Source organism: Parendozoicomonas haliclonae (assembly GCF_900174585.1).
In the GTDB taxonomy this organism is placed as follows: Bacteria; Pseudomonadota; Gammaproteobacteria; order Pseudomonadales; family Endozoicomonadaceae; genus Sansalvadorimonas; species Sansalvadorimonas haliclonae.
In genome coordinates this window covers 609,028-622,321 of the sequence record NZ_FWPT01000002.1, presented here as the reverse complement: position 1 = coordinate 622,321, position 13,294 = coordinate 609,028, and the positions used below count along the sequence as shown (strand labels likewise).

Below are 13,294 nucleotides of genomic sequence, written 5' to 3'. Positions count from 1 at the left end.
GAGGTGTTATGTTCGTAGAAACTCTGGCCCCGCGCTTTTGTGAAACCGATGCCCTGGGCCACATCAATAACACAGTGGTGCCGGTCTGGTTTGAGGCTGGACGCGAGCCTATCTTTCAGTTGTTTACTCCGGATATGGATGTGAACAACTGGAAGCTGATTATTGCCCGTATCTCAGTCGATTTTCTGGCCGAGATTCATTACGGCACCGGTCGTGATGTTGAGATCAGAACCGGCCTGGCCAAGATCGGTAATTCCTCGATGACGATTCGTCAGGAAGTCTGGCAGGAAGGCCAGTGCTGTGCCCGTGGTGATGCGGTGATGATTCACTTTGATCACAGCGCCAAACAGTCACGGCCCATCCCCGACACTATCCGTGCAGAACTGGAAAAACATCTGCTGGATGTGGAAAAAGCAGAATGAATCGCTAATGTGTCGGGTTTTGGTGTAATCTTCTGCCACAAATCGAAATAAATCAGAAAAAACACAGGCTGCTGATAAAAGTGAGCCTTCGCTGAAGGCGGTCTGTGATAGCTTGTAGAGGTCGCCCATGCCCGCATATCGTTCCCGTACATCCACCCACGGACGGAATATGGCCGGAGCCCGTGCGCTCTGGCGTGCCACCGGTATGACCGATGGCGATTTCCAGAAGCCGATTATTGCGGTTGCCAACTCCTTTACCCAGTTTGTGCCAGGCCATGTTCATCTAAAAGACATGGGGCAGCTGGTGGCCCGTGAGATTGAGAAAGCAGGTGGTGTTGCCAAGGAGTTCAATACCATTGCTGTCGATGACGGTATCGCTATGGGTCATGACGGCATGCTCTACTCCCTGCCCAGCCGGGATATTATTGCCGACTCCGTAGAATATATGGTGAATGCCCACACCGCCGATGCGCTGGTGTGTATCTCCAACTGTGACAAGATCACCCCGGGAATGTTGATGGCGGCCATGCGTCTGAATATTCCGGTGATCTTTGTTTCCGGTGGCCCGATGGAAGCCGGGAAAACCAAATTGGCTGAGCACAAGCTTGATCTGGTAGATGCCATGGTCATCGCTGCTTCCGATGAAGATCAGGAAAAGGTGGATGAGTATGAGCGTTCCGCCTGCCCAACCTGTGGTTCCTGCTCCGGTATGTTTACCGCCAACTCCATGAACTGTCTGACCGAAGCCTTGGGTTTATCTCTGCCAGGCAATGGCTCCATGCTGGCGACCCACTCTGATCGTGAGCAGCTGTTTCTGGAAGCGGGACGACGGATTGTTGATATCACCCGCCGCTACTACGAGCAGGATGATGAATCACTGCTGCCGCGAAATATTGCCGGCTTCAAGGCGTTTGAAAATGCCATGAGTCTGGATATCGCCATGGGCGGTTCCACCAATACTATTCTGCACCTTCTGGCGGCGGCCCAGGAAGGTAAGATCGATTTCGATATGAAAGATATTGATCGTCTTTCCCGCAAGGTGCCGCAGCTCTGCAAGGTGGCGCCGAATATCCAGAAATACCATATGGAAGACGTCCATCGTGCGGGTGGCGTTGTCGGCATTCTGGGGGAGTTGGATCGTGCTGGTCTGTTGCACAGCGATATTCCTACCGTTCACAGTGCTTCGGTGAAAGAGGCGCTCGCCAAGTGGGATATCATGCAGACCAAAGATGAAGATGTCCGAACCTTTTATAAAGCGGGTCCTGCTGGCATTCGTACGACACAAGCCTTCAGTCAGAGCACCCGCTGGCCAAGTATGGATGCCGATCGGGAGAATGGCTGTATCCGTGCTTTGGAGCATGCCTACAGCCAGGAAGGTGGCCTCGCAGTCCTGTTCGGCAATATTGCTGTTGATGGCTGTGTGGTGAAAACCTCCGGCGTAGACGAAAGCATTCTGGTGTTTGAAGGCCCGGCTCACGTTTGTGAAAGCCAGGAAGACGCCGTCAGCGATATTCTCGATGGCAAGGTGAAGGAAGGTGATGTGGTCATCATCCGTTACGAAGGTCCGCAGGGCGGTCCGGGTATGCAGGAGATGCTCTATCCAACCAGCTACCTGAAATCCAAAGGTTTGGGTAAGGCCTGTGCGCTGCTGACCGATGGCCGGTTCTCTGGCGGTACCTCAGGTCTGTCTATCGGTCATGCTTCGCCCGAAGCTGCGGCTGGTGGTGCGATTGGTCTGGTTGAGAAGGGCGATATTATCCAGATCGATATTCCCAACCGGACCATCAATGTCAAACTGACCGATGAAGAGCTGGCTGCACGCCGTGCGGCTATGGATGCCAAAGGCAAGGAGGGCTGGAAACCGCTCAAGGAGCGCCCGCGTAAGGTGTCTACGGCTTTGAAGGCTTATGCCAAGATGGCGACCAGTGCTGATAAAGGAGCGGTGAGGGATTTAAGCCTGTTTGACTGATTTATCCTTTTAATACAAAGAACCCGGCTGTTTGGCCGGGTTCTTTGTTTCAAGGATAGGATTATTCTTCAATCCAGTGAGCATCATAAAGCTTCATCAATGCCGCCATCTTTTGCTTGTTAGGCTCGCTAACCTGACCCTCTTCCATTAAATAATCCCGCAACCGCCCCAGCCACTCCCTTTTATTGCTTTTGGGCATGGGGAGCGAGGCCGCATCATCGAACTGACCGACGATATGTTCGGTGTAAAAGTGGAACTGCTTGCTCTCCTCTGCGGAAAAGCTGCGAGCAGAGACCGGGCAGGCAAAGCCCTGCTGCTGAGCGGTCTGGTCGGCTTTTGAGGCTCCTTGCATGGCCGGGGCTCCTGAAGGCGGTTATTAACCGCCCTATCGGCCTGCGAAAAGCGCTCTTTATCTCTCAGGCTTTGCTAAGCAGACGAATCAGGCTCTCACCACGGGCCATCAGATAGAAGCCAGCCACGAGATAGATACCCAAACGGCTCAGGATGCCACCGGAGTGAGCGACCGGGCCATGGCTGAAGAGGGTAAGCAGGGTGTGGTGCTCCATCAGCGTGTCCCAGGATAGCAGGATATTCGCCATTTCCGGCAGCGCCAGCGCCAAAGTCGGCAGCATCTGGATGGCCAGAATCTGCATCCATACACCCGCTGCGCGGGTCAGTGTCCAGGCGATCTCTTTGCGTTCCATAAAACCTCCTTGTGCCTGCCGGCTGTTGTATTCCTTTCGTTACCATTGACTGGGCTCAGGGAGTGAAGTTCGGAGCGGGAGGGGAAATTACGGCTTAGGTCTAGATCTGGTCAGGGTTATGCGTCTTAAAGGCACGACCAAGGTCGATACGATTTTGCAGATTCATTGGCATCCTGCCGATAAAACCGGCAATTGCTATCGACGCAGAGAATACGATGAAAGTCTTGGTCGTTACCCTTGTTCTGGTTCTAGGATTGTTCCGCGAAGCGCAGGCTGCCGACAATGAGGTGTGCTTTAACAATCGCCTGCACACCAATGCCGCAGCGGTTGCCAGCAATCTGAGCATAGCTTTCTCGGTACACAAGGGCCGGGATAAGGTCTTTCCGGAGGATGGTGATCGGTATCACCTTAAATGGGGCAAGGAGCGGTGTCTGGCCGCTGATTTGGGAAATACCGTAAAAATCTACGAGAAGAAGAGCTTTGGCAGCTGGAAGGAGGTTCGTCAGCTGGATTACAGCCATTTGAAAGGGGTGGAAGTTGAGTTCGGTCAGGCAAAGCGAATCGATAAGCTCTACGGCATTAATTTACGCTTTGATGCCAAGGGTGATGTTCCTCCCTCCGAATCATGGATGTACCGGCTGTTTGGCAGCAGTAATATCCCACTCCACAGTATCTGCATGCCGGGCACCCATAACTCCGGGAGTTACACCATCAATGGCTTATCAGCCACAGACCCATATCAGGATCAGGAAGTGCTGGATCTGCTGAGCAAGTTCAAAAACACCGGGCTGACCATTCCCGTGAAGCAGGTCATGACACTTTGGTCGAAAAACCAGCGCCATGATATTTACGAGCAGCTTAAAAGAGGGGCTAGGTACCTGGATATTCGTGCCCGCAGCATTGATGGCAAGCTGGTAGCGGCTCACGGGCTGGTGGGAGACTCAATGCAGAATATTGTTGATGGTCTGCGGCGGTTTGTGGAAGAGAATCCGGGAGAGGTGGTGATCTTCCATGTGCAGGAAACCCATGGCATGTCATCGGCTGAGCGCAAGGTCATGTACAACTTATTGCGGGATGAATTGGGATACCGAATTGCTCCGCCATCTATGGGGATGTCAGTCACTATTCCACAGATGCAAAATGCCGGCCGACAGGTGATTGTGGTGGCGAATGATAGCCAGGATGACTCTATGATCTGGAGCCGTTATCGCTCACTGACCAATCCCTGGTATGACAAAAATCGTCCGGATGAGCTTTTGAACAGCCTGCGGGATGGGATAGTGAACCGCAATAAAAACATCTTTTATGTCTCCCAGATGGTGCTGACCCCTACCGATAAAGACATCAAGAATATGGCCATTCCCGGTTATCCAAGTGCAACGGAGATGCTGGCGAAGACCCTGCGTTATCCTTCAGGTTTTACCCGCTATCTGGAGAATGCCGCCGTCAAAAGAGGGCGGCATGTGAATATCGTGCTTCAGGATTTTATCGGCGCCAGCGATGTGTACCGGGCCTGCATGCTGATTAATCAGCAGCATCTCGAACAGAATTAATTCATTAGAATTCGTACGGCGATCAACAGCAGAACAACGGCCGTTAATTTATTTATCACTCCGGACTTCTGCTGCAACCATGGCAACAGTCGTGGATGACTGAACGCCAGCGCCACCAGTGCATACCATCCTCCATCAACGATCGTTGCCGTCAGCACCATGATGGCCTGCTGCACAGCTTCTGCGCCGGGGGTGACAAACTGGCTGAACAGTGCCAGAAAGAACACGGCAATCTTCGGATTCAGGAAAGAGATCAGAAACCCTTGCCGAGCCGCTTCCTGAAACGTCAGGGTTTTTACCTTCTCAACAGACTCGTCTTCACCGGAAGATACCGGTGCCCGAAAAGCCTTAATGGCCAGCCAGATCAAATAAGCAGCACCGCCCCAGGTAATACAGCGGAACAGGAAGGGAGAGCCGGTGATCAGCAATGCCAGACCGGTCGTTGCCGCCAGCGCATAAATAGCAATGCCCAGACTGTGGCTGATACCGGTAACAACACCGTGCAGGCGCGAACCGTTCATGGTGTTATGCAGAACAACAGCCAGGCTGGGTCCGGGTGTCATCGCCCCCAAAACACAGATAGCGAGAATTGGCAGCCACTCGGTCAGGCTCATAACAACACCCTTATGTTTATTGAGCCGGAATAGTATCAGATCCGGCAGAATTCAGTGGTTTGATTGGATGGTGCTCTGTCCTTGAGCCAGTGCCTGCAAGTATCATCGTTCTTGTCTTTGAAATATACCCTGGTCGGTTTGAGATGTTGGACACGCTGCTGTTTATTGTGGGAGTGACCCTGCCTGTTTGCATCATGCTTTTGGCGGGAGTTGTACTGAAGCGTACAGGGTTTATTGATGATCACTTTATAACGGTTTCTTCCCGACTGGTGTTTAACTTCGGGCTGCCGGCCGTGTTGTTTTTCAGCCTGTCTTCTTTTGGCAAAGAGGAGGCTATGGATTCGCGACTCCTGCTGCTGGCTTTTATTACCGCCGTAGGTGGCTTTTTCTTCTCCTGGTTATTGTCTCTAAAGGTTGTGCCAGAGAGGAGAGACAGAGGGATATTTATTCAGGGTGCCTCTCGGGGCAATCTGGCGATTATTGGTCTGGCTCTGGCCGGAAATATGTACGGCGAACCCGGGATTGCTCAGCTTTCGCTGATGATGGCGGCTACGGTTCCCATCTATAACATTCTGTCGGTGTTTTTTCTCAGCTATTACCAGTCTGATGCAACGCAGAAGATCGACCTTGGCAGAATTGCCCGCAATATTATCTGCAATCCTTTGATCATTGCTGTGTTTGCCGGTGTCGGGTTCAGTTTTACCGGACTGACTATTCCCGGTGTGATTACCAAGGTGGGTCACTACTTTGCTCAGATTACTCTGCCGCTGGCTTTGCTTGGAGTTGGTGGAACATTGAGCCTTCAGGCCTTTACTAAAACCAGTCATGCCTCGTTTTGGGCGAGCCTTTTCAAGGTGGTACTGCTGCCGGCAGCAACCATGCCGCTGATGATATGGGCGGGGTATCGGGGAATGGAATTGGGAACGGTATTTCTGATGCTGTCCTGCCCGACAGCAGCAGCCAGTTTTGTAATGGCCAAGGCTTACGATGGTAATAGTGATCTGGCCGCCAACATTATTCTGCTGACGTCTATCGGAGCATTACCGGTGGTAAGCCTTGGGTTGTTTCTGATGCGTACCTGGGGGCTGATTTAAGGCACTCTTTATACGAGTGAAGCAGGTGTCGGAAGTCCGGCCATGCGCATGGCCAGTGCCAGAAGTTCATCGTTGGCACTCATGGTCGGTTCGGCACCTTTGAGAATGCGGTCGATAGTGGCTGCTTTGGTGATCATCTCCCGAATCGCCCGTTCACCATGACGGTGAATAAAGCCCTGATAGCTGCCCTTTTTCTTTTTCAAAAGGAAAGGTACCTGTTTATGGGCACTGGAAACCTGATCAATCACCTGATCAATGCCTGAACCTTGTCGCATACCGCTGGCCATATGGTTGACCAGCCGCAGTTCCCGCGCCAAAGCCCACAGCATAATCGTGGGCTCTGTACCTTCTGCTATCAGGCCATTGTAGATACGCAGACTGTGGCGTACATCTCCAGCCAGCACTGCATCCGCAAGACCGAACACATCATAGCGGGCGTTGTCAGCAACAACATTGCGCACGGTTTCCAGAGTGATGGCATTCTGGTCGGCGACCAGCTTTAGCTGTTCGACAGCCTGAGCAGCGGCCAGAAGGTTGCCTTCCAGCAAATCGGCCAGCAGGGTAATTGCTTCCGGCTCTGCTCGCAGACCATTCCGCTTCAGCCGCTGGCCAATCCAGCCGGCCATCTGATGCGGTTCAACCGGCCACACCTGCACATAAACGCCACGCTGCTCAAGGGCAGAGAACCACTTCACGCTTTCCTGTTTTTTGGAAATACGGGAGGTAATCAACAGCAGAAGAGTATCCGGCGGCAGGTTCTCAGCATATTCCTGCAGCACCTTTTTGCCATCACCAATCTTATCGAATGGAACCCGTATTTCGATAATCTGACGGCTGGCAAAGAGGGACAGGCTATTGGCCTCGGCAAGGATTTCCTGCCAGGGGAAGTGAGCATCAACGTGGTGGACGATGCGATCAGTATAACCCTGCTCCCGTGCCGTTGAACGAACACTGTCGCAGGCTTCTTCAACCTGCAACGGTTCATCACCGGCAATTATATAAACGGGTGCCAGCTCCTTTCGGAGCTGGTTGGGCAGATCATTCAGATGGCGCAGCTTCATAGGCTGGTTTACTGAGCCTCAGTCTGTGCAGCACGTTCTCTGGCCTGATCCGCAAGAGCCTGCAGTTCGGCGTCGGTCAGAGCCGCGATGCGACGAGTCAGTGCCATGGCCAGGTTTTGCTGCAGCTCTTCCATGGTTTGCTCACGGGCATTCTGGGAAGCGTTGTACTCATTAATAAAGCGCTGATAAACACCCTGCTGGGTCAGCTTCTGGGCTGGCAGCAGAACTTCGCCGCTTTCACTTTCCAGCTGCCAGTTCAGGGTGACGGTCAGCTCATAATCAGTGACGATGTTGCCACCTGAGGTGCTGGCCAGCATTTCATCATCGGTCAGGGACAGGATTTCAACCTTGTAAGGAGCTGAATCGGTAATTGCGATACCCGCCTGCTCCAGTCGGTGCATCAGCAGACGCTGGAAGTCACGTTCACCACCTTCGATAGAAAGGTGCTTAAGGTCTGAGGCTACATTGACGGTTCCGCGCAGCTGGAAGCCACAGGCGCTAACCATAACGGCCAGCATGACCACCAGAAACGGCGAAAAAATCCTTTGAATTCGGTTCATATGACGGGTTCGCTTTTAGACTGATCAATCCTGAATCAGGAATTATAACCATCTCCCTCACGGAAAACGATGTGTTTGCTGTTATTGCCCTATAGGCATGAAAGCGAATCGATTCTACCGGTATTCTTTGTGTTTTGCGGGTAATAAGAACCACTTAATGTGGCTTAAGTTCACATTAGTTATGGCCTGAGAATAAAAATAAACCGGTTGGCTGGACGTTGTAACCGTAGTGATTATTCTCACTGCTTCCTGTTACAAAACAACAGATCTCGGGCGCTTAAAACGAACTGTAAAAGATGATGGCAATAACACACTTCTTCTTTTCGCAGGCCATTCCTGTGGCTGATTTGATCAATATTGTACGATCGTTCTGGTTTTGGCTGGGTGGTGTTGGTACTATCTTTCCATATTGCTGCAATTCCCCCAACGCAGCAGTCCGGAGCGACATAATCAAAACAATATTCTCATCGCGGGAGTGCCGGAACCATGCATCAGGTTGAAGCAGCGCAGCAAATTGACGTGATCAACCCGGTCACACAGGAAAAACTCTACAGTCTGACTGAAGCTTCCGAGGCAGATATTGCAGCGGCTTTCCAACAGGCGAAAGAAGCCAGTGCTGTTATCCGAGCGACATCTGCGAAAGAACGTGCGAGAGAGATTCACCGGGTTATCGAATGGTTGCAGAATAACGAAGAGCGTTTGCTTGATCGTGTTGTTGCAGAGTCTGGCCGCTGCCGTGGTGATGCCATGCTCTCTGATATGGTGCAGATGATAGAGGACTGTCATTGGCTGGCAGAAAATGCCGAGCGCATTCTTGCTGATGAAACAGTTTCCACTCCGATTACCCTGTTTGGTAAAAAATCCCGTATCTATCATGAAGCCCGTGGCGTGGTTCTGGTTATCTCGCCTTGGAACCTGCCGCTGGCGATTGCCGGCACGGCTGCCATGTTTGCTTTCGCCGCCGGCAATGCGGTGATTATCAAACCCTCAGAGCAAACCCCGATGGATGGCATTTTTGAGGAGATCAAACAGCTTTCTCCTTTACTGTCCAAGGCGCTCACCATTGTTCAGGGTGGAGGCAATGTCGCCCAGAGCCTGATTGCCCGGCGTCCAGATCTTATTGCCTTTACCGGCAGTGTCCGCACTGGCAAAAAAATACTCGCCCAGGCTGCTCCCATGGTGATTCCGGTAGTGGCAGAGCTGGGCGCCAAAGATGCCATGATTGTTTGTGACGATGCCGACCTTGATCGTGCAGTCGGTGCTGCAACCTGGGGCAATATGCATAACAGCGGACAAAGCTGTACCGCGATTGAACGGCTTTATGTGCAGTCCAATATCCTCGACCGATTTGTGGATAAGCTGCAGGAGTCGTTCAAGCACATCACTCTGGGAACTGATGCCGATGCAGATGTGGGTGGTATTACTACACCCTTTCAGCTGGATATTATCGACAGTCAGGTAAAGGATGCCCGGGATAAGGGAGCAACCATTCTTTGTGGTGGTGAGCGGGCTGGCAATGGTATGTACCAGCCAACGATCGTGCTGGGCGTGACCAAAGAGATGAAGCTGTTTTCAGAAGAGACATTTGGGCCGGTTGTGCCGGTGTATGCCTTCGAGACCGATGATGAAGTGATTGAGCTGCACAATGCCTGTGACTACGGGCTGAGTACCAGCATCTGGACAACCAATGACGGCAGAGCTGATCGACTGACCCGTGCAGTGGAAGCTGGCTGTGTGAATATTAATAACGTCATGCTTACAGAAGGTAACGTCAACCTGCCGTTTGGTGGCGTGAAGTACTCCGGTTACGGGCGGATGAAAGGCGCTGAAGGTTTACTGGGCATGACCCGCTCCAAGGCTGTGCTGATTGATAATACTCGAGGCAAGCCGGAACCGAATTGGTATCCCTACTCCAGTGAGAAGCTGTCATTGATGAGCCGTTTGATGACGGCTGTTACACGTCCGACTGGGCCTGGGAAATTGCTGGCTCTGGCGAAAGTCGGGCTGGCACTGGAAAACTTACTTAAGAAAAACGCCAGATAGAACACGATTATGAAACTACTTCTTCTGCTTGCAGCATTGGCAGGATACTTTTGGTGGCGCCGGGATCGGGGTGAACCTCACTCTCTTTATTTCCAGCAGTTACAGAACACCTTGAAAGAGGCGGGTGTCTGTTACCCCCGTATGGTTCTCGATCTGGACAGGCTTGATGGCAACATCGAGAAGGTGAAAAACTTTGTTGGCGATACCAGCCATTTGAGAGTTGTCGGTAAGTCCCTGCCTTCTTTTGAGTTGCTCGAATATATTCAGAACAAGCTGGGAACCAACCGTTTGATGGTTTTCCATCAGCCATTTCTTAAACAACTCCTGGTTCGCTTTCCTCAGGCTGATTTTCTGATTGGCAAGCCGTTTCCCGTTGTTGCCGTAGCTGGCGTTCTTGAAGCTTCCCGCGAACAGGAGCTGGGTGCGGTTGAACGGATTCAGTGGCTGGTGGATACCCGTGAACGGCTTATGCAGTATCTGGAGTTGGCCAAAGAGCAGAAGGTTTGCCTGAAGATATCGATTGAGCTGGATGTTGGTCTGCATCGTGGTGGTCTCAATCAGCTCTGGGAGCTGGAACCGCTGTTGCAGGTGATTGCCGAAAATCCGGACAATTTAAAATTCAGTGGCTTTATGGGATACGAGCCGCAGTTGGCCAAGGTACCGTTCTTCCTTGCCAACAAGCAGGATGAGATCAGAAAGTCGGTGATGGATGAGTACCGGGAGTTCGTGGACTTTGTTCGTCTGCGTCACCCCGATCTGTATTCCGATGACCTGTGCTTTAATGCCGGTGGCAGCATGACCTATCGTCTGTATCAGGATATGGACAGCATCCCAGCTAATGAGATTGCGCTGGGCTCAGCCTTTGTTAAACCGGTGGACTTTGATCTGGATACACTGGATGTTCATCAGGAAGCGGCTTTTATCGCAACACCGGTATTAAAGTCTGATAATCAAATGAATATTCCTTTTCTTGAGAAGCTATCTCCTCTCTGGAAATCCTTAACGCCGAATATGGCTAAGTCGTTCTATATTTATGGCGGCTGGTGGAAAGCGAAGCCAGTTTCACCAAAAGGGCTTAGCAATAATCCGATTTTTGGTCGCAGTACGAATCAGGAATTATTTATGGGTTCCGAAAAGACAGATTTAAAAGTTGATGACTTTGTTTTTCTAAGGCCAACACAAAGTGAATATGTTTTTCTGCACTTTGGACGAATCCTGTTGGTTAGAAAAGGAGAAGTTGTTGGGGAGTGGGCGACGTTTAATCAGGATTATTAATTTTTAAAATAATTTTTAATAAACACGTCAAAGAGAAGTGTTGAGTGCAGTCGTTATTAACAGCTGCACTCAAGAATCAGGCAATCTTAGAAACGGTTGCCACGGTTACCGCGATCGTTGCGCATGCCACGGTCGCCAGCTGGACGCTGTGGGCGCTCGGTAGCGATGCTTACACGGATATCACGACCGCTTACAGCAGTACCGTCCAGTTTCAGTGCGTCCTGAGCAGAAGCTTCATCAACAAAAGTTACGAAAGCGAAACCACGGGAACGACCAGTTTCACGATCCAGAATGATTTTCACTTCTTCCAGTTCGCCATACTGACCAAATACTTCGTTCAGTTCTTCTTCAGTTGCACGGAAAGACAGGTTTCCGATAAACAGTTTGTTTTGAGCCATGTTTAAATGCCCCGATGGTGATTACATAATTTTGTACTGGACTTTCGTTCAGTTCACACCATCAGATCACAAATCTGCTTGGCATAACGATCAAAAACGTCCTCAAGGCGTGAACTACACCAGAAATATTATGGGATTGCAAAGCTATTCAGGGCGAAAAAAACGGTAGTAATCCGATTTGGTGATTTGAATCAAAGTTGTGTTTTGAATAGCTAATTTCTTCAAATTTAAAGTCAATTTCACAGTGCAAAATATATACAAAAGGGCATGCTGTCTTTTATTTTTGTCTGACAAATGTCTGCCATCTTGACACAGGGACGGTAAAAGAAAGACGATGGCTTCGCGCTTACGATTCCTATAAAAGAGCATGAAATATTGCCGTAGTGAGAACAATAATGACAAAACCATGCGCCGAAACAGATCTCCCTCTGGATGTACCAAGCTCATCCGAAACCGTCACTATTTCAACGCCTGTTAAACGTCTCGAAGGAATTATCACCGATGCTCTGGCCTCCGGGCTGGATATCAACAAGTACCTGGCCCAAAGCCTGATAGAAGGGGGCGTCAGTAAAACCGAAGCTCTGGAAGCCATGCTTTACGCGGTATCACTGGGTGGTTCATCCGTGAACGCCACCTATCACTGACCTTATTTGTCCGGAGTTTTCTGTTCCGCTTTCTGCGACACAATCACACTCAGAATGCCGGCAGCCACAACAATGGCCATGCCCAGAAGGCTGACGGCATTCGGCGTATGGTTCCACAACAGCCAGCCAATAAGTCCGGCAAAGACCACGCCCATATAACTGATCGGAGAAATGATGCTGGGCTTGGCATAGCTGTACGCCAGCGTATAACAGCGCATCATGACCCATACCGATAAGCCGATTCCTATCAGCCATGGCCAGGCCTCCAGAGGCACAGGTTCCCAGTAAACGACCGCCAGAGGGATACTGCAGACCATGGATATGGCGAAGTAGTAGAACAGGATCCGTTCCTGTGGCTCGGTAGAAGACAGTATTCGTGTGCCAAGCATGGACAGGGACAGAGAAAGGCCGGACATCAAACCAATCACATGCCAGATACCGGTATCACTCCCGGCGGGCTGGAGAATCAGCACGATTCCGGCAAAGCCGATAATCATAAAGGTCCAGCGAATTCTTGGGACAAGAATGCGCAGCCAAAGCCAGGCAACCAGAGGGATAAACAGCGGTGCGGCGTTACGGAGGAGAGAGGCATCAACCAGCGGGATATGTTCGAGGGCAATAAAATAGGTCAGGAAGCACAACCAGCCACTGAGCCCCCGGACAATATGAACCCATGGTCTTGTGGTTTTCATCTGCCCGGCAGGTTGCTTCAGCAGCCAGGGGATCATAACAGCCACACAGACAAGGTATTGAACAAAGACAATTGTCGTTGGTGGGACTGTAGCGGAGATATGTTTACCGGCAGCGGCAGAAGCGGATGTCAGCAAGGCGGTAAGCAGGGCCATGGCGACCCCTTTGGTGGTGCTCTGTTCTGCGACTACGGGCATTTTCATGCTCCCTGCGGCCATTCTTGGAGTTATTGATCGTATGATAAATGACGTACGGCCGGGATCACAG

General features: G+C 51.2%; 14 protein-coding genes. 7 read left to right on the top strand and 7 right to left on the bottom strand.

What is annotated here, in order from left to right:
- The first annotated feature begins 8 nt into the window (after nt 1-8).
- Both EHSB41UT_RS06015 and ilvD read left to right on the top strand, forming a co-directional pair.
- Entirely contained in the window at nt 9-422 is a 414-nt protein-coding gene (locus EHSB41UT_RS06015) for an acyl-CoA thioesterase (protein ID WP_087107790.1), read from the top strand.
- A 127-nt stretch (nt 423-549) separates the two neighbouring features.
- Nucleotides 550-2,391, top strand: a complete 1,842-nt coding sequence (gene ilvD / locus EHSB41UT_RS06010) for a dihydroxy-acid dehydratase (protein ID WP_087107788.1) — start codon at nt 550-552, stop codon at nt 2,389-2,391.
- A 61-nt stretch (nt 2,392-2,452) separates the two neighbouring features.
- Here ilvD and EHSB41UT_RS06005 read toward each other — a convergent pair whose 3' ends face one another.
- Together EHSB41UT_RS06005 and EHSB41UT_RS06000 are read right to left on the bottom strand one after the other, a co-directional pair.
- Nucleotides 2,453-2,743, bottom strand: a complete 291-nt coding sequence (locus EHSB41UT_RS06005) for a hypothetical protein (RefSeq protein ID WP_087107786.1) — start codon at nt 2,741-2,743, stop codon at nt 2,453-2,455.
- A 64-nt stretch (nt 2,744-2,807) separates the two neighbouring features.
- Complete coding sequence (locus EHSB41UT_RS06000; RefSeq protein WP_087107784.1) at nt 2,808-3,095, bottom strand: hypothetical protein; 288 nt, start codon at nt 3,093-3,095, stop codon at nt 2,808-2,810.
- 215 nt (nt 3,096-3,310) lie between these two features.
- Between EHSB41UT_RS06000 and EHSB41UT_RS05995 the strand changes: the two genes are divergently transcribed.
- On the top strand, nt 3,311-4,648 hold the full coding sequence (locus tag EHSB41UT_RS05995) for a phosphatidylinositol-specific phospholipase C domain-containing protein (RefSeq protein WP_087107782.1): 1,338 nt from the start codon (nt 3,311-3,313) through the stop codon (nt 4,646-4,648).
- On the opposite strand, the gene EHSB41UT_RS05990 is transcribed toward EHSB41UT_RS05995, so the two are convergent.
- Nucleotides 4,645-5,262 (bottom strand): LysE family translocator, encoded by a 618-nt coding sequence (locus EHSB41UT_RS05990; protein ID WP_087107780.1) that lies wholly within the window; start codon nt 5,260-5,262, stop codon nt 4,645-4,647. The genes EHSB41UT_RS05995 and EHSB41UT_RS05990 overlap by 4 nt on opposite strands.
- Nucleotides 5,263-5,405: 143 nt before the next feature.
- On the opposite strand from EHSB41UT_RS05990, the gene EHSB41UT_RS05985 reads away from it, so the two are divergent.
- Nucleotides 5,406-6,356 (top strand): AEC family transporter, encoded by a 951-nt coding sequence (locus EHSB41UT_RS05985; protein ID WP_087107778.1) that lies wholly within the window; start codon nt 5,406-5,408, stop codon nt 6,354-6,356.
- An 8-nt stretch (nt 6,357-6,364) separates the two neighbouring features.
- Here EHSB41UT_RS05985 and holA read toward each other — a convergent pair whose 3' ends face one another.
- Entirely contained in the window at nt 6,365-7,417 is a 1,053-nt protein-coding gene (gene holA / locus EHSB41UT_RS05980; protein ID WP_087107776.1) for a DNA polymerase III subunit delta, read from the bottom strand.
- 8 nt (nt 7,418-7,425) lie between these two features.
- Complete coding sequence (locus EHSB41UT_RS05975; RefSeq protein WP_087107774.1) at nt 7,426-7,977, bottom strand: LPS-assembly lipoprotein LptE; 552 nt, start codon at nt 7,975-7,977, stop codon at nt 7,426-7,428.
- Between the two features lie 486 nt (nt 7,978-8,463).
- Between EHSB41UT_RS05975 and EHSB41UT_RS05970 the strand changes: the two genes are divergently transcribed.
- Both EHSB41UT_RS05970 and EHSB41UT_RS05965 read left to right on the top strand, forming a co-directional pair.
- Nucleotides 8,464-10,020, top strand: a complete 1,557-nt coding sequence (locus tag EHSB41UT_RS05970; RefSeq protein ID WP_087107772.1) for an aldehyde dehydrogenase family protein — start codon at nt 8,464-8,466, stop codon at nt 10,018-10,020.
- Between the two features lie 9 nt (nt 10,021-10,029).
- Nucleotides 10,030-11,295, top strand: a complete 1,266-nt coding sequence (locus EHSB41UT_RS05965) for an alanine racemase (RefSeq protein WP_087107770.1) — start codon at nt 10,030-10,032, stop codon at nt 11,293-11,295.
- Between the two features lie 86 nt (nt 11,296-11,381).
- Here EHSB41UT_RS05965 and EHSB41UT_RS05960 read toward each other — a convergent pair whose 3' ends face one another.
- Nucleotides 11,382-11,693, bottom strand: a complete 312-nt coding sequence (locus tag EHSB41UT_RS05960) for an RNA recognition motif domain-containing protein (protein ID WP_087107768.1) — start codon at nt 11,691-11,693, stop codon at nt 11,382-11,384.
- A gap of 395 nt (nt 11,694-12,088) precedes the next feature.
- Here EHSB41UT_RS05960 and EHSB41UT_RS05955 point away from each other — a divergent pair, with 395 nt between their 5' ends.
- Nucleotides 12,089-12,337 (top strand): hypothetical protein, encoded by a 249-nt coding sequence (locus tag EHSB41UT_RS05955; protein ID WP_087107766.1) that lies wholly within the window; start codon nt 12,089-12,091, stop codon nt 12,335-12,337.
- A 2-nt stretch (nt 12,338-12,339) separates the two neighbouring features.
- On the opposite strand, the gene EHSB41UT_RS05950 is transcribed toward EHSB41UT_RS05955, so the two are convergent.
- Nucleotides 12,340-13,224, bottom strand: coding sequence for a DMT family transporter (locus EHSB41UT_RS05950; protein WP_087107764.1), 885 nt, complete (start codon nt 13,222-13,224; stop codon nt 12,340-12,342).
- Nucleotides 13,225-13,294: the final 70 nt, after the last annotated feature.

Excerpts from the sequence above, each read along its gene's own strand:
- EHSB41UT_RS06015 (WP_087107790.1), top strand. The coding sequence starts at position 9 with ATGTTCGTAGAAACTCTGGCCCCGCGCTTTTGTGAAACCGATGCCCTG.
- ilvD (WP_087107788.1), top strand. The coding sequence starts at position 550 with ATGCCCGCATATCGTTCCCGTACATCCACCCACGGACGGAATATGGCC.
- EHSB41UT_RS06005 (WP_087107786.1), bottom strand. The coding sequence starts at position 2,743 with ATGCAAGGAGCCTCAAAAGCCGACCAGACCGCTCAGCAGCAGGGCTTT.
- EHSB41UT_RS06000 (WP_087107784.1), bottom strand. The coding sequence starts at position 3,095 with ATGGAACGCAAAGAGATCGCCTGGACACTGACCCGCGCAGCGGGTGTA.
- EHSB41UT_RS05995 (WP_087107782.1), top strand. The coding sequence starts at position 3,311 with ATGAAAGTCTTGGTCGTTACCCTTGTTCTGGTTCTAGGATTGTTCCGC.
- EHSB41UT_RS05990 (WP_087107780.1), bottom strand. The coding sequence starts at position 5,262 with ATGAGCCTGACCGAGTGGCTGCCAATTCTCGCTATCTGTGTTTTGGGG.
- EHSB41UT_RS05985 (WP_087107778.1), top strand. The coding sequence starts at position 5,406 with ATGTTGGACACGCTGCTGTTTATTGTGGGAGTGACCCTGCCTGTTTGC.
- holA (WP_087107776.1), bottom strand. The coding sequence starts at position 7,417 with ATGAAGCTGCGCCATCTGAATGATCTGCCCAACCAGCTCCGAAAGGAG.
- EHSB41UT_RS05975 (WP_087107774.1), bottom strand. The coding sequence starts at position 7,977 with ATGAACCGAATTCAAAGGATTTTTTCGCCGTTTCTGGTGGTCATGCTG.
- EHSB41UT_RS05970 (WP_087107772.1), top strand. The coding sequence starts at position 8,464 with ATGCATCAGGTTGAAGCAGCGCAGCAAATTGACGTGATCAACCCGGTC.
- EHSB41UT_RS05965 (WP_087107770.1), top strand. The coding sequence starts at position 10,030 with ATGAAACTACTTCTTCTGCTTGCAGCATTGGCAGGATACTTTTGGTGG.
- EHSB41UT_RS05960 (WP_087107768.1), bottom strand. The coding sequence starts at position 11,693 with ATGGCTCAAAACAAACTGTTTATCGGAAACCTGTCTTTCCGTGCAACT.
- EHSB41UT_RS05955 (WP_087107766.1), top strand. The coding sequence starts at position 12,089 with ATGACAAAACCATGCGCCGAAACAGATCTCCCTCTGGATGTACCAAGC.
- EHSB41UT_RS05950 (WP_087107764.1), bottom strand. The coding sequence starts at position 13,224 with ATGCCCGTAGTCGCAGAACAGAGCACCACCAAAGGGGTCGCCATGGCC.